Source organism: Saccharopolyspora griseoalba, from assembly GCF_042665275.1.
In the GTDB taxonomy this organism is placed as follows: Bacteria; Actinomycetota; Actinomycetes; order Mycobacteriales; family Pseudonocardiaceae; genus Saccharopolyspora; species Saccharopolyspora griseoalba.
The window spans coordinates 265,716-286,335 of sequence record NZ_JBHTCJ010000002.1 but is presented as its reverse complement, the minus strand read 5'-3'; the positions used below and the strand labels follow the sequence as shown (position 1 = coordinate 286,335).

Genomic DNA, 20,620 nt, shown 5'->3' with positions numbered 1-20,620 from the left:
GGAGGACATGCAGTGACCACATTGGACGCGAAGCTCGATCGGGTGCTGGGCGCCAAGACCGGCAAGGCGTTGGAGTCGGCGCTGGGGCTGGTCACCGTGGGCGATCTGCTGCGCCACTACCCCCGCCGCTACGCCGAGCGCGGCGAGCTCACCGCCGTCGCCGGTCTCGAGCTCGGCGAGCACGCCACGGTGCTGGCGAAGGTCGACCGGGTCACCAAGCGCACCATGAAGTCCCGCCGCGGCACCATCGTCGAGGCCCGCATCACCGACGGGCACCGCTCGCTGAGCTGCACCTTCTTCAACCAGGCCTGGCGGGAGAAGGAGCTGGTGCCGGGCAAGCGCGGCATGTTCGCGGGCAAGGTCACCGCCTACCGCGGCCAGCTCCAGCTCGCCCACCCCGAGTACCAGCTCTTCGACGCCGAGTCCGACGTCGGTGCGGCCGCCGAGGAGTTCGCCGCCGCGCTGATCCCGGTCTACCCGGCCGCCCAGGGGCTGCCGTCCTGGTCGATCGCGCGCTGCGTCAAGCAGGTGCTCGACGTCTGGGACGGCACCGACGACCGGCTGCCCGCCGAGCTGCGCGACCGGCTGGGACTGACCAGCCTGGAGGGCGCGCTGCGCAAGATCCACCACCCGAAGGACTTCGGCGAGGTCGCGGCGGCTCAGGAACGCCTCAAGTGGGACGAGGCCCTCTCGGTGCAGCTGGCCCTGGCCCAGCTGCGCGGCGCGGAGACCGCCCACCCGGCGCCGGTGTGCGAGCCGCGCGACGACGGCGTGCTGACCGCCTTCGACCAGCGGTTGCCCTTCGAGCTGACCGCGGGGCAGCGGGAGATCGGCGAGCGCATCGCCGCGGACCTCACCGCCCCGCACCCGATGAACCGGCTGGTGCAGGGCGAGGTCGGCAGCGGCAAGACGGTGGTGGCGCTGCGCGCCATGCTGCAGGTCGTCGACTCCGGGCGGCAGGCGGCGATGCTGGCGCCCACCGAGGTCCTGGCCGCCCAGCACGCGCGCTCGCTGCGCGAGATGCTCGGCGACCTGGCCACCGCGGGCGAGCTCGGCGCGGCCGAGAACGCCACCCGCGTCACGCTGCTCACCGGTTCGCTGCCCGCCGCGCAGCGCAAGCAGGCGATGCTGGAGGCCGCCTCCGGCGAGGCGGGGATCGTGGTCGGCACCCACGCGCTCATCCAGGACAAGGTCTCCTTCGCCGATCTCGGCATGGTCGTGGTCGACGAGCAGCACCGGTTCGGCGTCGAGCAGCGCGACGCGCTGCGCGCCAGGGGAGGGGACGACGCGTCGCCGCACGTGCTGGTGATGACCGCGACGCCCATCCCGCGCACGGTCGCGATGACCGTCTACGGCGACCTGGAGACCTCGGCGCTGCGCGAGCTCCCGCAGGGACGTTCGCCGATCAGCACCAGCGTGGTGCCGGTGGCCGAGAAGCCGGCCTGGCTGGACCGCGCCTGGGCGCGGGTGCGCGAGGAGGTCGACGCCGGGCACCAGGTCTACGTGGTGTGCCCGCGGATCGGCGACGACGAGGAGACCGCGGCCAAGGGGAAGAAGGCCAAGAAGCCGGCCGTGGAGGACGGGGACGGGGAGGAGCCGCCGCCGGACGAGTCCGGTGATCAGCGGCGTCCGCCGGTGGCAGTGCTCGACGTCGCCGAGCAGCTGGGCGCCGGTCCGCTCGCCGGGCTGCGGCTGGGCGTGCTGCACGGCAGGCTCGCCTCCGACGAGAAGGACGCGGTGATGCGCGGGTTCGCCGCGGGCGAGGTCGACGTGCTGGTGGCCACCACGGTCGTCGAGGTGGGCGTGAACGTGCCGAACGCGACCGTCATGGTGATCATGGATGCCGATCGGTTCGGCGTCAGCCAGCTGCACCAGCTGCGCGGTCGCGTCGGTCGGGGCAGCGCGCCGGGGCTGTGCTTGCTGGTCACCGACGCCATGGGCGGCACGACCACCCGGGAGCGGCTGGACGCGGTGGCCTCCACCACCGACGGTTTCGAGCTCGCGCGGCTGGACCTGGAGCTGCGCCGGGAGGGCGACATCCTGGGTGCGGCCCAGTCCGGCAAGAAGTCCGGGCTCAAGGTGCTCTCGCTGCTCCGCGACGAGGACGTCATCGCGCAGGCCCGCGAGGAGGCCGAGCGCTACATCGGGGACGACCCCGAGCTGCGGGAGCACCCGGGCTTGGCCCGGATGGTCTCCGAGGTGGTCGACGAGGAGCGCGCGGAGTACCTCGAGAAGTCCTGACCCGGCTGCGCCGTCCCACTTCTCGGGAACCGACGCGTCGTCGGCGTGGCTGATCTTCGCTCGTTGACCGGGCGCGCCGGGCGGGTTCGTGCGACGGTTCCGGGGAATCGGTTCAGCGGGCGCCCGCGCATGACTCGAATAGGTGAGCGTTACTTCCCGGTAACGAAAAAATGCCACAAATTCTTTCGGTCGCTGCTTGTGCAGGGCGCCCGTTTGGGCTGGTCATAGCGCTCCGCGAGGTGTTCGTCACAACCGCGCTCTCCCGTTACGGGGAATTTTCGCGGTAGTGTCTGAGCACCGACCGACACCTGTACTCCGAGGGAGCCGGCATGTTCCGCAAGGTGCTCGTCGCCAATCGCGGCGAGATTGCGATTCGCGCGTTTCGCGCCGCCTACGAGCTGGGAGCGGGCACCGTTGCGGTGTTCCCGCACGAAGACCGCAACTCGCTGCACCGCCTGAAAGCCGATGAGTCCTACGAGATCGGCGAACCGGGTCACCCCGTCCGGGCGTACCTGTCCGTCGACGAGATCATCAAGGCCGCGCGCCAGGCGGGCGCCGACGCGGTCTACCCCGGTTACGGGTTCCTCTCCGAGAACCCCGAGCTGGCCAAGGCCTGCGAGGAAGCCGGGATCACCTTCGTGGGGCCCAGCAAGAAGATCCTCGAGATGACCGGCAACAAGGCGACCGCTGTCGCCGCCGCGCGCGAAGCCGGGGTCCCGGTGCTGGACTCCTCCTCGCCGTCGAAGGACATCGAGGAGCTGCTGGCGGCCTCCGAGCAGATGACCTTCCCGGTGTTCGTCAAGGCCGTCGCCGGCGGCGGCGGTCGCGGCATGCGCCGCGTGGACGACCCCGCGGCGCTGCGCGAGGCGCTGGAAGCCGCGATGCGCGAGGCCGAATCGGCCTTCGGCGACGCGACGGTGTTCCTCGAGCAGGCCGTGGTCAACCCCCGGCACATCGAGGTGCAGATCCTGGCCGACGGCCAGGGCAACGTGATCCACCTCTTCGAGCGGGACTGCTCGGTGCAGCGGCGGCACCAGAAGGTCGTCGAGATCGCTCCGGCGCCCAACCTCGACCCGCAGCTGCGGGAGCGGATCTGCGCGGACGCGGTCGCCTTCGCCCGCAAGATCGGCTACGTCAACGCCGGTACCGTGGAGTTCCTGGTCGACGAGCGCGGCAACCACGTGTTCATCGAGATGAACCCGCGCATCCAGGTCGAGCACACGGTCACCGAGGAGGTCACCGACGCCGACCTGGTGCAGTCCCAGCTGCGCATCGCCGGCGGCGAGTCCCTCGAATCGCTGAACATGACCCAGGACAAGATGCGCCTGCGCGGGGCCGCGCTGCAGTGCCGCATCACCACCGAGGACCCGGCCAACGGGTTCCGCCCAGACACCGGCATGATCAGCGCCTACCGCTCGCCGGGCGGCGCGGGCATCCGGCTCGACGGCGGCACCGCGTTCGCGGGCACCAGCGTCAGCGCGCACTTCGACTCGATGCTGGTCAAGCTCAGCTGCCGCGGTCGCGACTTCCCGACCGCGGTGTCCCGCGCGCGCCGCGCGGTGGCCGAGTTCCGGATCCGCGGCGTGTCCACGAACATCCCGTTCCTGCAGGCGGTCCTGGACGACCCGGACTTCGCCGAGGGGCGGATCACCACCTCGTTCATCGACGAGCGCCCGCAGCTGCTGACCGCCCGGCACTCGGCCGACCGCGGCACCCGCATGCTCAACTACCTCGCCGACGTCACGGTCAACCGGCCCAACGGCGAGCGCCCGAGCGCGGCGGACCCGAGCTTGAAGCTCCCGCAGACCGACCTGTCGGTGGAACCGCCGGCGGGCTCGAAGCAGAAGCTCACCGAGCTCGGTCCGGATGGCTTCGCCCGCTGGATGCGCGAGTCCACCAAGGTCGGCGTCACCGACACCACCTTCCGCGACGCCCACCAGTCCCTGCTGGCCACCCGCGTGCGCAGCAAGGACCTGCTGGCGGTGGCGCCGCACGTGGCGCGGATGACGCCCGAGCTGCTGTCCGTGGAGTGCTGGGGCGGCGCGACCTACGACGTGGCGCTGCGGTTCCTCGCCGAGGACCCGTGGGAGCGGCTGGCCAAGCTGCGCGAAGCCATCCCGAACGTCTGCCTGCAGATGCTGCTGCGCGGTCGCAACACGGTCGGCTACACGCCCTACCCGACCGAGGTGACCGAGCACTTCGTGCAGGAGGCCACCGACACGGGCATCGACATCTTCCGGATCTTCGACGCGCTCAACGACGTCGAGCAGATGCGCCCGGCCATCGAGGCGGTGCGCAACACCGGGAAGTCGGTCGCCGAGGTCGCGCTGTGCTACACCGCTGATCTGTCCAATCCGGACGAGAAGCAGTACACGCTGGACTACTACCTGCGGCTGGCCGAGCAGATCGTGCAGGCCGGTGCGCACGTGCTGGCCATCAAGGACATGGCGGGCCTGCTGCGCCCGCCGGCCGCGGCCAAGCTGGTATCCGCGCTGCGCCAGGAATTCGACCTGCCGGTGCACCTGCACACCCACGACACCCCGGGCGGGCAGCTGGCCACCTACATGGCGGCCGTGCAGTCCGGTGTGGACGCGGTGGACGCCGCGACCGCGTCGATGGCGGGAACCACCTCGCAGCCCGCGCTGTCCTCGGTGGTCGCCGCGACCGACTACACCGAGCGCACCACCGGGCTGGACCTGGATGCGGTGTGCGAGCTGGAGCCCTACTGGGAGTCGGTGCGCAAGATCTACAAGCCGTTCGAGGCGGGGCTGGCCTCGCCGACCGGCCGGGTCTACTCGCACGAGATCCCGGGCGGGCAGCTGTCCAACCTGCGCACCCAGGCGGTGGCGCTCGGGCTCGGCGACAAGTTCGAAGAGATCGAGAAGATGTACGCCGCGGCCGACCGGATCCTCGGCAGGCTGGTCAAGGTCACCCCGTCGTCGAAGGTCGTCGGCGACCTCGCGCTGCACCTGGTCGGCGCGGGCGTGGACCCGGCCGAGTTCGAGGCCGACCCGCGCAAGTTCGACATCCCGGACTCGGTGATCGGGTTCCTGCAGGGCGAGCTCGGCGAGCCGCCGGCGGGCTGGCCGGAGCCGTTCCGCACCCGCGCGCTGGAGGGCCGCACCTCGGTCCGCAAGGTCGCCGAGCTGTCCGCCGAGGACGTCGAGGGCCTGACCAACGACCGGCGGGCCACGCTCAACCGGCTGATGTTCGCCAAGCCCACCCAGGAGTTCACCGAGCACCGCGAGGCCTACGGCGACACCTCGCTGCTGCGCAGCAAGGACTTCTTCTACGGCCTGCGGCCGGGGGAGGAGTACTCGGTCGACCTCGAACCGGGCGTGCGGCTGCTCATCGGCCTGGAGGCGATCAGCGAGCCGGACGAGCGCGGCATGCGCACGGTCATGGCCACGCTCAACGGCCAGCTGCGGCCGATCCAGGTCCGCGACCGCTCGGTGGCCAGCGAACTGCCCGTCGCCGAGCGCGCCGACCGCTCCAACCCGGGCCACGTCCCCGCGCCGTTCGCCGGTGTGGTGACGCTGGCGGCCGGTGAGGGCGACAAGGTCGAGGCGGGCCAGACGATCGGCACGATCGAGGCGATGAAGATGGAGGCCGCGATCACCGCCCCGCAGTCGGGTCAGGTCAAGCGCGTGGCCATCGGCAAGGTCCAGCAGGTCGAAGGCGGCGATCTCATCATCGAGATCGGCTGAGCGTCCCGAAGCGGGCCGTCCCACCCCCGGGGCGGCCCGCGGAACTCGCAGTTTGGCCGGAAACCACACACCTCTGGGTGTGTGGTTTCCGGCCAAACTGCTTTGGTGACCGCCGCTCCGCGCGGAGCCGGTCGATCAGTAGCCGGCGTCGCGCCAGGAGTCCAGGATCTCGCCGACCTGCTCGCGCTGCCGATCGGTCAGCGCGCCCGCGGGCGCGCGCACCGCGCCGGTGCACAGGCCCTGCTGGGCCAAGGCCTCCTTGACCACGGCGACGTTGCCCGCCGTGGCATCGGCGGCGCGCAACTGCTCGAAGGGCGAGATCAGCGACCACAAGCGGCGCACCTCCGCGGCCGCGCCGGATCGCAGCGCCGCGAGGTAGTCCATGGACAGCTCCGGTGCGACGTTGACCCCGCCCGAGGTGAACCCGACCGCCCCCAGCGGCCAGAACGACGGTGCCCACCGCTCGGCCAGCCCGCAGGACCAGGCGACCCGCTCGGTTCCGACGGTCGCCACGATGTCGCCGAAGCGGAGCGGGTCGGGCACCGCGTACTTGATGCCCACCACGTTCGGGCAGGCGTCGAACAGCGAGGCCAGCGCCGCGGTGTCGATGCGGGCGTCCTTGACGTAGAGCACGAAGCCCAGATCGGGGGCGGACTCGGCGATCTCGCGGTTGTAGCCGACCCAGCCGGGCACCGACTGGTGCGGGTGCACCGGCTGGTGCAGCATGGCCAGCGGTGCACCGAGCCGGCGCACCGCAGCGGCCATGTCAGCGGCGGTGGCGACGTCGTAACCGATCCCCGGCATCACCACCGAGTCCCCCGCGGCCTCCACGGTGACCTCGTTGGCCCGCTGCCACTCGTCGCGGGTCAGCGAGTAGAACTCGCTGGTGTTGCCGTTCGGTGTTATTACCGGGACGTTCGCCTCGCCCATGCGCGCCACGATCGCCGCGTAGGCGGACCAGTCCGGCGCCCCCGCCTCGTCGAAGGGCGTCACGGTGATCGCCGTGACGCCGCGCAGCGCCCGTTCGTCCTCGCTCATCAGCTCTCCCGGGTCAGTGGATGGCCGGTTCCGGGGCGCCGCCGCTTCCCTCCAGGAAGTCGAAGTCGCAGCCCTTGTCGGCCTGGGTGATGTGCTTGCCGAACAACTTCCCGTAGCCGCGGGTGTAGGTGGGCTCGGGCGGCTTCCACTCGGTGCGCCTGCGCTCCAGCTCCTCGGGTTCGACGTGCAGGTCCAGCCTGCGCTCGGCGACGTCGAGCTCGACGACGTCGCCGTCGCGCACCAGAGCGAGCGGTCCGCCCGCGAACGACTCCGGGGCGACGTGCAGCACGCAGGTGCCGTAGCTGGTGCCGCTCATCCGGGCGTCCGAGATGCGCACCATGTCGGTGACGCCCCGCTGCAGCAGCTTCTTCGGGATCGGCAGCATGCCCCACTCCGGCATGCCCGGCCCGCCGAGCGGGCCCGCGCCGCGCAGGATCAGCACGCTGTTCTCGTCGACGTCGAGGTCCTCGGAGTCGATGCGGGCGTCCATGTCGTCGTAGTCGTCGAACACGATCGCCCTGCCCTCGTGCCGCAGCAGGTGGGGGCTGGCCGCGGTCGTCTTGATCACGCAGCCGTCCGGGGCCAGCGTGCCGCGCAGCACCGCGAGCCCGCCCTCGGCCGACAGCGGGTTGTCCCGGCGGCGGATCACGTCGTCGTCGTGGATCTCGGCGCCGTCCAGGTCCTCGCCGAGGCTGCGGCCGTTGACCGTGGTCGTGTCGCGGTGCAGCAGCTCGCCGAGCTCGGCCATCAGGCCGCGCAGCCCGCCGGCGTCGTGGAAGTCCTCCATCAGGTGCTCCCCGGACGGGCGGATGTTGGCCAGCACCGGAACCGCGCGGGCGAGCTCGTCGAAGGTCTCCAGCGGCAGCTCGACGCCGGCGCGCCCGGCCATCGCGATCAGGTGGATCACCGCGTTGGTCGAGCCGCCCATGGCCATCACCACGGCCACGGCGTTCTCGAAGGCCTCGCGGGTGAGCAGCTCGCTTGGCTTGACGTCCTCCCACACCAGGTCGACGATCCGGCGGCCGGTGGCCACCGCCAGCTGCGGGTGGTTCGAGAACGCCGCGGGCACCGACGAGCCGCCGGTGAGCGTCAGCCCCATGGCCTCGGCCGCGGCGGTCATCGTGGAGGCGGTGCCCATCGTCATGCAGTGCCCCGGCGAGCGGGCGATGCCGTCCTCGATCTCGCCCCACTCCCGCTCGCCGATGATCCCGGCGCGGCGCTGCGCCCAGTACTTCCAGGTGTCCGAGCCGCTGCCCAGGGTGGTGCCCTTCCAGCGGCCCTTGAGCATCGGTCCGGCGGGCAGGAAGATCGACGGCACGTCCACGCTGGCCGCGCCCATGATCAGGCCCGGAACGGTCTTGTCGCAGCCGCCCATCAGCACGCAGCCGTCGATGGGGTAGGAGCGCAGCAGCTCCTCGGTCTCCATGGCCAGCATGTTCCGGTAGAGCATGGTGGTCGGCTTCTGGAACGGCTCGGACAGCGACATCGCGGGCAGCTCCAGCGGGAAGCCGCCCGCCTGGTAGACGCCGCGCTTGACGTCCTCGGCGCGCTCCCGGAAGTGCGTGTGGCAGGGGTTGATGTCGCTCCAGGTGTTGACGATGCCGATCACCGGTTTCCCGGCGTAGTCCTCGGCGTCGAAGCCCATCTGCTTGGTGCGGGACTTGTGGCCGAAGGAGCGGAGGTTGTCGACGCCGAACCAGCGGTGGCTGCGCAGCTGCTCGGCGGTGAGCCTGGGACGGGCCATGCCGGCCTGCTCCTTTCCGGTAGCGGGTCTTCGCGGGTGAGCGGTCTTGCGCTGGCTCGCACGAGCGAGCAACGTCTCGACCGGCTCCCTTCGCGAAGGAACTGGAGCGATCACCGCCATGGTATATGATATCTCACGCGGTCACCAGGTCTCCGGGAGACCGCACCCGTCCGCCGAAGCGAAGGGCTGCCCATGGCCGAGACGCCGGAAACCGAACCGCTCGCCGAAGGAACGCTCAAGGCGCTGCGCTACGCCAGCACGGCGACCATCACCACGCAGCTGCTCTCCCGAGGGCTGCGCAACCAGCTCGTGCAGGGCCTCAAGCCGCTCAACCCCACGCGCGACAAGATGGTCGGCGTGGCCTTCACCCTGCGCTACATCCCGGCTCGGGAGGACCTCGACGAGCCGTCGGTGTTCCAGGACTACGACCACCCGCAGCGCAAGGCCGTGGAATCCGTGCAGCCGGGCCAGGTCCTGGTCATCGACTCGCGGCAGCAGCAGCGCGCCGCCTCGCTCGGGCACATCCTGGCCACCCGCCTGCTGCGGCGCGGTTGCACCGGCGTGGTCACCGACGGCTCGGTGCGCGACGCCGACGGGTTCGCCGCGCTGGACCTGCCGACCTTCGCGGCCAACCCCTCGGCCAACACCAACCTGATCCAGCACCACGCGGTGGACATGCAAGTCCCCATCGGCTGCGGCGAGGTCGCGGTGTACCCGGGCGACGTGCTGGTCGGCGACGTCGACGGGGTCGTGGTCATCCCGCGGCACCTGGTCGTCGAGGTCGCCGAAGCCGCCGCGCAGCAGGAGCACCTGGAGGTCTTCGTGCTCGACAAGATCGAGGCGGGCGAGGCGCTGCGCGGGGTGTACCCGCCGGACGAGCGCACCCGCGCGGAGTACCAGGAGTGGTTGCAGGACAACCCGCACCCCTGGAGGTGAGCCGTGCGAGTTCCCGCGCAGCGCCTCCGGCAGCTGATCGTCGACGTGCTCACCGCATGGGGGATGGACGCCGCCGACGCCGAGATCACCGCGGAGGTCATGGTCGACACCGATCTGGCCGGCATCGACTCGCACGGGGTGTCGATGCTGATGACCTACGAGAACTTCCGCGCCGAGGGGACCTTGCTGGTGGCCGAGCGGCCCGTGGTGCGCCGGGAGAACGCGGCGACCGCGCTGGTCGACGCCCGCCGGGGGCTCGGCCACCCGGCGAGCGCGACGGCCATGCGGATGGCCATCGACAAGGCGCGCTCCGGGGGCGTCGGAGTGGTGTCGGTGGTGAACTCGCACCACTTCGGGGCCGCCGGCTACTACGCCCAGATGGCCGCCGAGCGAGGCCTCGTCGGCCTGGTCACCAGCTCGGCGAACCTGCCGTGCTCGCCGCCGACCGGCTCGGTGCTGCCGCGGCTGGCCACCAATCCGATCGCCTTCGCCGCGCCCGCCGCGAGGAACCCCGACTTCCTGCTGGACATCGCCACCACCACGGCGGCGGTCAACAAGGTGAAGGTCCACGGATACCGGGGCGAACCGCTGCCCGAGGGGTGGGTCGTCGACGACGCCGGTGAGCCGGTGACCGATCCGGTGCGCGGGCTGCGCATCCTGCGGCACGAGGACGCCGGTGGCCTGACCCCGCTCGGCGGTTCGCCGGAGATGGGGTCGCACAAGGGGTACGGGTTGAGCATGATGGCCCACATCCTCGCCGCGACGCTGTGCGGCGGCACCTTCCCGGCGAGCCGGGATCCCGAGCGACCGCAGAACATCGGGCACTTCTTCCTTGCGGTGGATCCGACGTCGTTCCGCTCGCCGGGTCAGTTCGAGGACGACCTCGACGACGCGCTCGACGTGCTGCACGGAACTCCACCGCTCGACCCGGCGAAACCCGTTCTGGTGGCCGGAGATCCGCAAGACCGGGCGCGCCACGAGCGCGCCCGGGAGGGCATCCCGGTTCCGGGCCCGCTCGCCGAGCAGCTGCGGGAGCTGGCCGGGCGCGCTGGGGTGGACTGCGATTTGTAGTAGCGGGGCGGCGGTTTCGGCCGCCGCCCCGCAGCGGCTCACTCCTCCAGGAAATCGGCCAGGCGCGTGTCGGCGGTGAGCACGTCCGGATCGGTGCGCACGTCGAGCACGCACGGCCGATCCGACGAAAGCGCTTCGCGCACCGCCGGTTCCAGCTCCTCGCGGGTGTTGACCGTGCGCCCTTCGGCGCCCAGGCCGCGCGCCCAGCCCGCGAAGTCGATCGCACCGATGTCCACAGCGGACAGACGGAGGTCGCTCTTGGCCTGGTGCAGCGCGATCGTGCCGTAGAGCCCGTTCTGGAAGACCACGACCACGATCGGTGCGCGGTTCCGGACCGCGGTTTCGATCTCCTGGCCGGTCATCAGCGCGCCGCCGTCCCCGACTATCGCGATCACGGTGCGCTCGGGCGCGGCGAGCTTGGCCGACACCGCCGAGGGCACCGCGTAGCCCATCGCTCCGTTGCACGGGCCCAGCTGAGTTCGCGGCTCGGTGAAGCACCAGTAGCGGTGCAGGAACCCCGAGAAGTTCCCGGCGTCGTTGGTCACCACCGCATCGCGCGGCGCGAGCTCGCGCAGCGCGCGTACCACGTCGGTCGGGTGCACCGCGGGGCCGTCGTCGGTCTCCGGCGGGGTCATGTGCTCGCGGACCGCCTGGTGCGCGGCCGACCAGTCGCGCTGCCGCGCGGGCAGCGACTCGCGCAGCTCGCGCAGCACCTCCGCGGCGGCGGTGGGGATCTCCACGTGCTGCTGGCCGGGAAGCGGGAATCGGAAGCCCTGGCTGGTCACCTCGTCCAACCGCATTCCCGCGGTGATCACCAGGTCGGCGTCCTCCAAGGCCTTGCGCTGCGGGTCCGGCACGGTCAGCCCGAGGTGCCCGGCGTAGTTCGGGTGGTCCTCCGGGAAGGAGTCCTGGCGGCGGAACCCGGTGTAGACCGCCAGCCCCAGCGCCTCGGCCGTCGCGACCAGCTCGCGGTGCGCGGCGGTGTCCCGCGCACCGGCGATGACCACCGGGCTCCGCGCGCTCCGCACCTGGTCGGCCAGCTCCGCCACCGCCACCGGTTCCGGGGCTTCCGGCTGCGGGCGGGGGAGCTGGTCCTCGAACGGCTCGTCCCAGAAATCGCTGGGCACGGCGACCACCGCAGGCCCGGGGCGGGGGCCGGTGGCCCGGGCGACCGCATCGGCCACCGCGGCCGGCACCTCGGCGGCGGTCGCCGGTTGCACCGCCCAGCCCGCCAGCGGCCCGAACATCGCCGCGAGGTCGACCTCCTGGAAGCTCTCCCTGCCGAGCTTGCCGGAGGGGACCTGCCCGAGCAGCACCACCATCGGGGTGCGGTCCTGCCGCGCGGTGTGCACGCCGATGGACAGGTTGGTGGCGCCCGGGCCGCGGCTGGCCATCGCCACGGCCGGAACGCCGCGCAGCTTGCCGTGCGCCTCGGCCATGAACGCCGCACCGCTCTCGTGCCTGGTGGAGACCAGCGTCAGCTCGGGTGCCGCCTCGAAGGCGTCGAGCAGCCCGAGGAAGGACTCCCCGGGCACGGTGAAGCCGAAGCGGACTCCGGCGTCGGCGAGCACGCGGGTCACGGCTTGGGCGACCGTCCGCATGGTTGCACCTCCTGCGGGGCGACGATGTTGGTATATCATACACCACGAGCCGGTTCGGGTGGGAATCCGCTGGTCGCCCGGCCGGGGATCGCGGACTTGATATATCATGGGCGCCGTGACCGAGCTGGCGAGTGGTTCTTCCCGACTGCGTCCCCTGGGTGGGCCGTCCAGCCGCACCGACCTGGTCGCGGAGTCCATCCGCACCGCGATCCTCGCCGGTGAGCTGCAGCCCGGCGAGACGCTGGTCGAGCGCCGCCTCTCCGAGCTGCTCGGCGTGTCCAAGACGCCGGTGCGCGAAGCGCTGATCGGGATGGCGCACACCGGGTTGGTCACCGTCGTGCCGAACAAGGGCATCACCGTGCGCAGCCTCACGCTCGTGGACATCCGCAAGGTCTACGAGGTGCGCCTGCTGCTGGAGCCGTGGGCGGCGCGGATGACCGCGGGCAGCGCCGAGGTCGCCGATCGGCTGCAGCAGGCCCAGGAGGCGCTCAACGAGGCGGCCGGGCTGCTCAGCGCGGGCGACAACCACGAGCTGAGCATGGCCAACCGGCGCTTCCACCGGGCGCTGTACTCCGGGTGCGGCAACCGCCTCGTCGTCGACCAGCTCGACGACCTGCAGGACCTCACCGCGCTCGGCGTGGTCAACCTGCTCTGGGACCGCTGGCCCACCTGGCGCGAGGAGTTCGTCGAGCACGCCGAGATCCTCGCCGCGGTCAACGACGGCAACGCGGACGAGGCCGAGAACCTCGTCCGCAAGCACATCCAGCAGTCGCTGACCAACCTCTCCCAGGCCGAGGGCTCCGCCTGAGCGGGCCGCTGCCCGTCGCGCGCGACGGGCAGCGGCCGAAGGGGGATCAGGCCCGGCCGAACATCGGTCGCTGCTCGTCGAGGGGTTTGACCTGGACGGCGAACGCGTAGGTCAGGGCGCCCAGCACGCACATCGCCCCGGCGAACGCCAGCGGCCACACGTAGGCGAAGTCCCCGGTGCCGATCAGGAAGCCGATCGCGATCGGACCGATGATGCCGCCGAGCTGGGAACCGAAGTTCTGCACGCCGGTCAACGAGGCCACGTTGCGCGGCGTCGGCGCCACGTCGGCGGGCAACGACAGCAGCGCGCCGGTGGCCACCGCGGCGCTGCAGTAGGACACCGTCAGGCAGATCATCGCCACCACGGGGCTCTGCGCGATCGCGGCGAGCGCGATCGTGGAGGCGCCGAGCATGCCGATCACCAGCGGGATCTTGCGCGCCAGCGAGATCCGGGTCCCGCGGCGCACCAGCCAGTCGGAGAACAGGCCGCCCAACCAGTTCGCGACCATGGCCGCCAGGCCCGGGATCGCGCCGAACAGGCCGAGTTCCAGCATCGAGAAGCCCTGCTGGTTGACCAGGAAGTCCGGGTACCAGGTGATGAAGAAGTAGATGATCACACCGCGGCAGGTGTAGCCGGCCACCAGCGCCCAGGTGGTGGAGTAGCGGAACAGGTCGCGCCACTTCATCGGCTGCTTGCCGCCGTCCTCGAGCTCCTTCTCCACGGTGCGGCCACCGCCCTGCTCGATGTAGTCCACTTCGGCCTGGTTGGCCCGCTTGTGCTTGCGCGGGGAGCGGTAGAACGCCAGCCACACCACCACCCACACCACGCCGAGCGCGCCGGTGGCCACGAACGAACCCCGCCAGCCCACCAGCGCGATCAGCGCGGTCACCAGCGGCACCGACAGCGCGCTGCCGAACTCCGAGCCGGTGTCGAAGATGGACGAGGCGAAGGCGCGTTCCTTGCGCGGGAACCACTCGGAGACCACCCGGGCGTTGGCCGACTGGACCGGGGCCTCGCCGATGCCCAGCGCCAGCCTGCAGCCGAGGACGCCGGCGACGCCGCGGGTCAGCGCGGTCGCCGCGGTGCCGATCGACCACCACAGCACCGCGATCGCGTACAGCGCGCGGGGGCCGTAGCGGTCCACCAGCCAACCGCCGGGCAGCTGGAAGATCGCGTAGGTCCAGAAGAACGACGACAGCATGATCCCCTTGAACTCGTCGGAGAACTGGAGCTCCCGCTGCATGGATTCGCTGGCGACGCTGAGGTTGGCGCGGTCGATGTAGGCGATCGCGGTGGCCACCGCCACGAGCACGACCATCAGCCAGCGGACCTGGCTGCGCTTGGACTTCCGCTGCGTGCCGGCCTCCGCGGCGGTGCCGGGCTGCGCAGCGGGAGTGGGATCTTGCATGCCACCACCCCGTCGTGACGCATCATATATCAGACATCAACGTAGGTGACGCCGATCACCGCGGTCAATAGAACGCAGACCCCTCCCGCGTCCGCCGCCCGCCGACCCCGCCGCCGAATTCCAGGCGATTGCGCCGGCGAAGAACCCTCGAATTCCGCCCTCGAAATTCGAGGGCTTTTCGACGTTGGGCCGGTCGGGTGAGAGGAGTTCGGCGGGGTGGGGTGCGTCAGCGGGGTTCGAGCACGGTGAGCAGCTGGGTGGCGCGGCTGAGCGCGACGTAGAGCGCCCGGCGGCCGGTGCTCGACTCGGCGGCCAGGCCCTCCGGGTCCACCACGGCGACCGCGTCGTACTCCATGCCCTTCGCGTCGAGGCTTCCCACCACCCGCAGCCGCGGATCGCCGACACCGGAGAGCCACGACGCCACCTCGGCGCGGCGAGCCATCGTGGTGATCACCCCGACGGTTCCCTCGGCGCGCGCGAGCAGTTCGCGCACCGCCTCGTCGGTGACCCCGGCGAGTTCGGCCTCGGCCACCTCGCGCACCTCCGGCGCGACACCGGTGGTGCGCACCGCGCTGGGCAGGTCGCCGGGGACCACCAGATCGCGCACCGCCTCGGCTGCCACCTCGAAGATCTCGGCGGAGTTCCGGTAGTTCGTGCGCAGCGTGAAGCGGCGGTGCGAGTGCTGACCGCCGAGCGCCTCGGCCCGCGCGGTGTCGGCCTCGGCCGGGTCCGGCCAGGACGACTGCACCGGGTCGCCGACGATCGTCCAGCTCGCGTGCTTGCCGCGCCTGCCGACCATCCGCCACTGCATCGGCGAGAGGTCCTGGGCCTCGTCGACCACCACGTGGGCGTACTCGTCGTAGTTGAACGGGCGCCGCGGGGCCTCGGTCGACGGCTGCTCGGCCTCGGCGACCGGTTCCCGCCGCTTGGGCGGTGGGCCGGTCAGCACGCGCAGCTCGTCGACGAGCGCGATGTCGGCGACCGTCCACTCGGTCAGCTCCGCCCAGGACTTCGCCAGCAGGTCGACCTCCTCGGCCGACAGGAGCTTGCGGGCGGCCCTGGCCAAGCGCGCGGGGTCGGACAGCCAGCGCAGCACCTGCATCGGGTACAGCGCAGGCCACCAGGCGACCAGGAAGCGGTGGAACTCGATGCGCTCGCCGATCTCGGTGATCAGCTCCTCGCGGTCGGGCCGGAAGTGTTCGTCGGCGAGCTCGCAGGCCCGCTGCCACAGCGCTTCCAGCAGGGCGTCGGCGGCCTTCATCCGGTTCTTGTTCGGCGGCACGCCCTTGTTGTTCAGCCTGCGCCGGATCGCCCCGAGCTCCTCGGCGTCGAGCTTGAGCACCGCGCCCCGGTAGAAGATCCGCAGCTCCCCGGGTTCGTCCGGCGGCGGCAGGCGCAGCGCCCGGCGCAGCACCTTGACCATGCGGGAGGAGCCCTTGATCTCGGCGGTGCGCGGCTCGTCGACGCGGGCGGTGGAGATGCCGTCGAGCACCTCGCCGAGAGCGCGCAGCTCCACGTTGTGCTCGCCCATCGACGGCAGCACCCGCGAGATGTAGGACATGAACACCGGCGAGGGCCCGACGACCAGCACTCCGGGTCCGCCGAGCCTGCGCTGGTCGCGGTAGAGCAGGTAGGCCGCGCGGTGCAGGGCGACCGCGGTCTTGCCGGTGCCCGGGCCGCCGGTGATCTCGGTGACCCCGCCCTCGGGAGCGCGGATCGCGTCGTCCTGCTCCTTCTGGATGGTGGCCACGATGTTGCGCATCGTCTCGCCGCGCGAGCGGCTCAGCGCCGCCATCAGCGCGCCGTCGCCGATGACCTTCATGTCCTCCGGCGCGCGGTCCGGGTCGAGCAGGTCGTCGGAGACGTCGACGACCTGCTCCCGGGAGGAGCGGATCACGCGGCGTCGCACGACGTTCTCCGGGTGCTCCGGCGTGGCCTGGTAGAAGGCCGCGGCCATCGGGGCGCGCCAGTCGACGAGGAGGTTGTCGAACCGCTGGTCCCGGATGCCGAGCCTGCCGATGTGCACCGCGTCGCCGCTCGCGGTGTCCAGCCGTCCGAAGACGAGCCCTTCGGACTCCGCGTTGAGCGCCTGCAGCGTCCGGTTGGCGTGGTGCAGCATCACGTCGCGCTCGTTGAGCGCTTCCGGGGTGGCCTCGCGCCCGTACTCGTAGCTCTTGTCGCGCATCGCCGCTGCTTCGGCGCGCAATTCGTCGAGGCGGGCGTAGACCCGATCGACGTGGCGTTGTTCGAGCGCGATCTCGGCCTGCTTGTCGGAGCCTTCGGACACCTGTGCATTTCTCCCGGTCTGAGCGGTGGGCAGACCAAGGAGAATACGCTCGTGCCGACCGTCTCCTTCGGGTCCGGCCCAGGTCGGAAGGGGCGCGTGCGGGCCGTAAAATGGTCGGGGGCGGACCGCGGGAGCGCTGGTCCGGCCGGGTGCGCGACCATGGTCCGCGTGACTCGGATCGTTGCGGGAACTGCGGGTGGCCGACGCATCGAGGTGCCGCCGAAGGGCACGCGGCCCACGTCGGAGAAGGTGCGCGAGGCGGTGTTCAACTCGCTGGAGTCGCTCACCGAGCTCGACGGCGCGCGAATCCTCGATCTCTACGGCGGTTCCGGTGCTCTGGGCTTCGAGGCGCTCTCGCGCGGCGCCGGGCACGTGACGTTCGTCGAGTCCGACAAGCGCGCTGCCGGGGTCCTCCGCGGCAACGCCAGGTCCTTGGGCTTCCGCGACGTGCGCGTGGAGCAGGCCAAGGCCGAGACGTTGCTGGCCGCACCCGCTTCCGAACCCTTCGACGTGGTGCTCGCCGACCCGCCCTACGACCTGTCCCAGGAGCTGCTGCAGCGCGTGCTGAACGGCCTGGTCGCCGGCGGCTGGACCGCGCCGGGAAGTCTCGTGGTGGTCGAGCGCGCGGTGCGCAGCGGAGAACCGGAGTGGCCGGCCCCGCTGCGCGAGTTCCGGACGCGGCGCTACGGCGACACCGCGGTGCACTGGGCCGAGCACGACGACGCATGATCGACTCCCGGTGACCCGGGACACGTCGGACTGAGCGTTCGTTAACCGGGCTGCTAACGTCCCAGCACATGAGGCGTGCGGTGTGTCCAGGCTCTTACGATCCGGTGACCAACGGCCATCTGGACATCATCGAACGAGCGTCGAAGCTGTTCGACGAGGTCGTGGTCGCCGTGCTGATCAACAAGAGCAAGAAGAGCCTGTTCACCGTCGACGAGCGCCTCGAGATGCTGCGCGAGGTCACCGCCCAGTGGCCCAACGTCCGGATCGACTCCTGGCACGGCCTGCTGGTCGACTACTGCAAGGCCAACGAGATCGGCGCGATCGTCAAGGGGCTGCGCGCGGTCAGCGACTTCGACTACGAGCTGCAGATGGCGCAGATGAACCAGCAGCTTTCCGGGGTCGAGACGATGTTCATGTCGACCAACCCGCTCTACAGCTTCCTGGCGAGCTCGCTGGTCAAGGAGGTCGCCACCTACGGCGGCGACGTCTCGACCCTGCTGCCGCCGAAGATCGAGCAGCGGGTGCGCGAGCGCATCGCCGAGAACCGCGGTTAACCCGGTTCACACTTTCGGGTAACCTGCATTTCCGCTGATCGTCGGTGCTTCCCTTCGGGTTCTAGCCAGTCGCTCCGCGCCGCCGCGCGAGCTCGCTAGCGTGCTGGCCATGAAGCGGATCACCACCAAGTCAGTGCAGATCCTGCTGGCCTCTCTGCTCGCTGCGGCGGGGTTGGTCGGCTTCCAGTCCACCGCCTTCTCCGCCGCCCCCGCCCCGGCCGCGGTCGCCCAGGCGCCGTGCGGCGACACCTCCGGTTTCGAGCAGGTCGGCCTGTCCTCGCTGCCGCCCGAGGCCGCCGACACGGTCGAGCTCATCCAGCAGGGCGGCCCCTACCCGTACCCGGAGGACGGGCAGACCTTCGAGAACCGCGAGGGGATCCTGCCCGACTGCGAGACCGGGTACTACAAGGAGTACACCGTCGAGACCCCGGGCAGCGACGACCGCGGCGCCCGCCGCTTCGTCGTCGGCGAGGGCGGCGAGTACTTCTACACCGACGACCACTACGAGAGCTTCTCGCTGACCGACATCAACTCCTGACGCGCGGGTCGTCGAGAGGGGAACCTTCCCGCCACCGGTGTGGCGGGAAGGTTCCCCTCTCGACGTGGTGGCAGGAAGGTTCCCCTGCTGGGTTCGGGAGGGGAAGGATCGGTCCTTGACACGCGGGGAAGCGGATTTCCCCCGGTCGGAGCTTTGGTGCAGGCAGACTGTTGGTCGAACAGCCCGTGATCGGATGTCTCGGGGGTTCTGAGATGCTTGAGGCGGCGCGGCCGTTTTCGACTGCAGGGGAGGCCATGGTGTACCGGGTTTTCGAGGCCCTCGATGAACTGGTCACGATCGTCGAAGAGGCGCGTGGCGTTCCCATGACATCGGGCTGCGTGGTCCCGCGCGGCGACGTGCTGGAGCTGCTCGACGACGTCCGGGAGTCGATCCCGAACGAGCTCGACGACGCCCAGGACGTGCTCGACCACCGCGACGAGGTCGTCAACACGGCCCAGACCGAGGCGGAGAAGTCCCGGGGCGAGGCACAGACGGAGGCCGAGCGCACCCTGGCCGACGCCCGCGCCGAGGCGGAGCGGATGCTGGCCGAGGCCCGCGAGCAGGCCGACCAGATGATCTCCGACGCGCGCGGCCAGGCCGAGCAGACGGTCACCGCCGGTCGCCGCGAGTACGAGGACTACATCAGCAGCGCCCAGTCCGAGGCCGACCGCATGGTCCAGGCCGGCCGCGCCGCCTACGAGCAGTCGGTGCACGAGGGCAAGGCCGAGCAGGCCCGCCTGGTCACCGACACCGAGGTGGTCCAGGAGTCCAACGCCGAGGCCAAGCGCATCGTGGAGGAGGCCAACGAGGACGCCGAGCGCCTGCGCAGCGAGTGCGACGCCTACGTCGACTCGCGGCTGGCCGACTTCGAGGACCTGCTCAGCCGGACGCTGCGCACCGTCGGCCGCGGGCGCCAGCAGTTGCGCAGCCCGATGGGCGCGCCGTTCGACTACGAGGAATGGCAGCCGGGGAACACCGGTTCCAACTGATCCGAGCGCGACGCGCCCGCCCCCCGGGGCGCCGTCGTCGGTTGCCCCCCGGGGAAGGGGCAGGTCGGGTGTGCAGGGCCTGCTGTCGTCCTCGATGAGGTGTCACGTAGCCTGGGAAAGCTGGCTCGGTGCGGCCGCCGCTCGTGCGGTGAGCCATTCGCCGGAGCTTGAACCGTCCACCCATCGCGACTGAAACCTGTGATGTCTGAGAGCCACGAATCGCGCCCTGCGCAGGCCGGCCCCTGGGTCCTCGATACCCGGGAGATCGGTCAGCGAGCTGGAGCCAGCCGCTCCTACCAGCGCAACGCCCCGGCGCCCGCCGGGTTCGGCCTGGACATGATCAAGGTTCCGGAGGGCGAGCCCGTGGTGCTCGACCTGCTGGCCGAGTCGGTGGTGGAGGGCGTGCTGGTGTCCGGCACCGCCTCCGCCCGGGTGGCCGGTGAGTGCGTCCGCTGCCTGGACCCGGTCTCCGACGAGGTCGAGGTCGAGGTGCGGGAGCTGTTCGCCTACCCGGACAGCGCCACCGACGCCAGCACCGATGACGACGAGGTGGAGAGGGTCGTCGACGACCTGATCGACCTCGAACCGGTGGTGCGGGACGCGATGTTGCTGTCGCTTCCCTCCGCACCGGTGTGCTCGCCGGACTGCCAGGGGCTGTGCTCCGGGTGCGGCGTGAAGTGGGCCGAGCTCGCCCCCGAGCACACGCATGAGACCATTGATCCTCGCTGGGCCGCGCTGCAAGAGCGGTTCGGCGGTAGCGAAGAGGAGAAGTAGTCGTGGCCGTCCCGAAGCGCAAGATGTCCCGGGCCAACACCCGCACCCGCCGTTCCGCCTGGAAGGCTTCGGCGCCGACGCTGGTGCAGTGTTCGAACCGCTCCTGCCGTGAGCAGAAGCTGCCGCACGTCGTGTGCCCCGCCTGCGGTCAGTACGACGGCCGCCAGGTCGTCCAGCCCGCCTGAGTGGCGGTCG

At 71.1% G+C, this 20,620-nt stretch carries 16 protein-coding genes; 11 read left to right on the top strand and 5 right to left on the bottom strand.

Annotated elements, in window-relative coordinates:
- The first annotated feature begins 12 nt into the window (after positions 1-12).
- Both recG and ACFQRI_RS05450 read left to right on the top strand, forming a co-directional pair.
- Complete coding sequence (recG, locus tag ACFQRI_RS05455; RefSeq protein WP_380665104.1) at positions 13-2,241, top strand: ATP-dependent DNA helicase RecG; 2,229 nt, start codon at positions 13-15, stop codon at positions 2,239-2,241.
- 329 nt (positions 2,242-2,570) lie between these two features.
- Positions 2,571-5,948, top strand: coding sequence for a pyruvate carboxylase (locus ACFQRI_RS05450; RefSeq protein WP_380665102.1), 3,378 nt, complete (start codon positions 2,571-2,573; stop codon positions 5,946-5,948).
- A 135-nt stretch (positions 5,949-6,083) separates the two neighbouring features.
- On the opposite strand, the gene ACFQRI_RS05445 is transcribed toward ACFQRI_RS05450, so the two are convergent.
- Positions 6,084-6,986, bottom strand: coding sequence for a dihydrodipicolinate synthase family protein (locus ACFQRI_RS05445; protein ID WP_380665100.1), 903 nt, complete (start codon positions 6,984-6,986; stop codon positions 6,084-6,086).
- 13 nt (positions 6,987-6,999) lie between these two features.
- Complete coding sequence (gene araD, locus ACFQRI_RS05440) at positions 7,000-8,730, bottom strand: L-arabinonate dehydratase (protein WP_380665098.1); 1,731 nt, start codon at positions 8,728-8,730, stop codon at positions 7,000-7,002.
- Between the two features lie 192 nt (positions 8,731-8,922).
- On the opposite strand from araD, the gene ACFQRI_RS05435 reads away from it, so the two are divergent.
- Both ACFQRI_RS05435 and ACFQRI_RS05430 read left to right on the top strand, forming a co-directional pair.
- Positions 8,923-9,666, top strand: coding sequence for a ribonuclease activity regulator RraA (locus ACFQRI_RS05435; protein ID WP_380665096.1), 744 nt, complete (start codon positions 8,923-8,925; stop codon positions 9,664-9,666).
- A 3-nt stretch (positions 9,667-9,669) separates the two neighbouring features.
- Positions 9,670-10,737, top strand: coding sequence for an Ldh family oxidoreductase (locus ACFQRI_RS05430; RefSeq protein WP_380665094.1), 1,068 nt, complete (start codon positions 9,670-9,672; stop codon positions 10,735-10,737).
- 38 nt (positions 10,738-10,775) lie between these two features.
- Here ACFQRI_RS05430 and ACFQRI_RS05425 read toward each other — a convergent pair whose 3' ends face one another.
- Positions 10,776-12,338 carry a thiamine pyrophosphate-binding protein gene (locus tag ACFQRI_RS05425; protein WP_380665092.1) on the bottom strand — a complete coding sequence of 521 codons (1,563 nt, stop codon included), beginning with the start codon at positions 12,336-12,338 and terminating at the stop codon, positions 10,776-10,778.
- Between the two features lie 115 nt (positions 12,339-12,453).
- Between ACFQRI_RS05425 and ACFQRI_RS05420 the strand changes: the two genes are divergently transcribed.
- Positions 12,454-13,146 carry a GntR family transcriptional regulator gene (locus tag ACFQRI_RS05420; RefSeq protein ID WP_380665090.1) on the top strand — a complete coding sequence of 231 codons (693 nt, stop codon included), beginning with the start codon at positions 12,454-12,456 and terminating at the stop codon, positions 13,144-13,146.
- A 46-nt stretch (positions 13,147-13,192) separates the two neighbouring features.
- On the opposite strand, the gene ACFQRI_RS05415 is transcribed toward ACFQRI_RS05420, so the two are convergent.
- Together ACFQRI_RS05415 and ACFQRI_RS05410 are read right to left on the bottom strand one after the other, a co-directional pair.
- The gene (locus ACFQRI_RS05415) at positions 13,193-14,554 is read right to left on the bottom strand and encodes an MFS transporter (protein WP_380665088.1); all 1,362 of its coding nucleotides are present in this window, start codon (positions 14,552-14,554) and stop codon (positions 13,193-13,195) included.
- A gap of 226 nt (positions 14,555-14,780) precedes the next feature.
- Positions 14,781-16,841: a HelD family protein gene (locus tag ACFQRI_RS05410; protein WP_380665085.1), complete on the bottom strand. Its 2,061-nt coding sequence runs from the start codon at positions 16,839-16,841 to the stop codon at positions 14,781-14,783.
- Between the two features lie 168 nt (positions 16,842-17,009).
- Here ACFQRI_RS05410 and rsmD point away from each other — a divergent pair, with 168 nt between their 5' ends.
- From rsmD to rpmF, 6 genes are all read left to right on the top strand, one after another.
- Positions 17,010-17,570, top strand: a complete 561-nt coding sequence (rsmD, locus tag ACFQRI_RS05405) for a 16S rRNA (guanine(966)-N(2))-methyltransferase RsmD (protein WP_380665083.1) — start codon at positions 17,010-17,012, stop codon at positions 17,568-17,570.
- A 68-nt stretch (positions 17,571-17,638) separates the two neighbouring features.
- Positions 17,639-18,124 carry a pantetheine-phosphate adenylyltransferase gene (coaD, locus tag ACFQRI_RS05400; protein WP_380665081.1) on the top strand — a complete coding sequence of 162 codons (486 nt, stop codon included), beginning with the start codon at positions 17,639-17,641 and terminating at the stop codon, positions 18,122-18,124.
- 109 nt (positions 18,125-18,233) lie between these two features.
- Entirely contained in the window at positions 18,234-18,662 is a 429-nt protein-coding gene (locus tag ACFQRI_RS05395; RefSeq protein WP_380665079.1) for a guanyl-specific ribonuclease, read from the top strand.
- Between the two features lie 257 nt (positions 18,663-18,919).
- Positions 18,920-19,651: a DivIVA domain-containing protein gene (locus tag ACFQRI_RS05390; RefSeq protein ID WP_380665549.1), complete on the top strand. Its 732-nt coding sequence runs from the start codon at positions 18,920-18,922 to the stop codon at positions 19,649-19,651.
- Between the two features lie 201 nt (positions 19,652-19,852).
- Positions 19,853-20,425, top strand: a complete 573-nt coding sequence (locus ACFQRI_RS05385; protein ID WP_380665077.1) for a YceD family protein — start codon at positions 19,853-19,855, stop codon at positions 20,423-20,425.
- Between the two features lie 2 nt (positions 20,426-20,427).
- Positions 20,428-20,610: a 50S ribosomal protein L32 gene (gene rpmF / locus ACFQRI_RS05380; RefSeq protein WP_344134811.1), complete on the top strand. Its 183-nt coding sequence runs from the start codon at positions 20,428-20,430 to the stop codon at positions 20,608-20,610.
- The last annotated feature ends 10 nt before the right edge of the window (positions 20,611-20,620 follow it).

Excerpts from the sequence above, each read along its gene's own strand:
- coaD (WP_380665081.1), top strand. The coding sequence starts at position 17,639 with ATGAGGCGTGCGGTGTGTCCAGGCTCTTACGATCCGGTGACCAACGGC.
- ACFQRI_RS05435 (WP_380665096.1), top strand. The coding sequence starts at position 8,923 with ATGGCCGAGACGCCGGAAACCGAACCGCTCGCCGAAGGAACGCTCAAG.
- ACFQRI_RS05395 (WP_380665079.1), top strand. The coding sequence starts at position 18,234 with ATGAAGCGGATCACCACCAAGTCAGTGCAGATCCTGCTGGCCTCTCTG.
- ACFQRI_RS05445 (WP_380665100.1), bottom strand. The coding sequence starts at position 6,986 with ATGAGCGAGGACGAACGGGCGCTGCGCGGCGTCACGGCGATCACCGTG.
- ACFQRI_RS05425 (WP_380665092.1), bottom strand. The coding sequence starts at position 12,338 with ATGCGGACGGTCGCCCAAGCCGTGACCCGCGTGCTCGCCGACGCCGGA.
- ACFQRI_RS05450 (WP_380665102.1), top strand. The coding sequence starts at position 2,571 with ATGTTCCGCAAGGTGCTCGTCGCCAATCGCGGCGAGATTGCGATTCGC.
- ACFQRI_RS05385 (WP_380665077.1), top strand. The coding sequence starts at position 19,853 with ATGTCTGAGAGCCACGAATCGCGCCCTGCGCAGGCCGGCCCCTGGGTC.
- araD (WP_380665098.1), bottom strand. The coding sequence starts at position 8,730 with ATGGCCCGTCCCAGGCTCACCGCCGAGCAGCTGCGCAGCCACCGCTGG.
- ACFQRI_RS05415 (WP_380665088.1), bottom strand. The coding sequence starts at position 14,554 with ATGCAAGATCCCACTCCCGCTGCGCAGCCCGGCACCGCCGCGGAGGCC.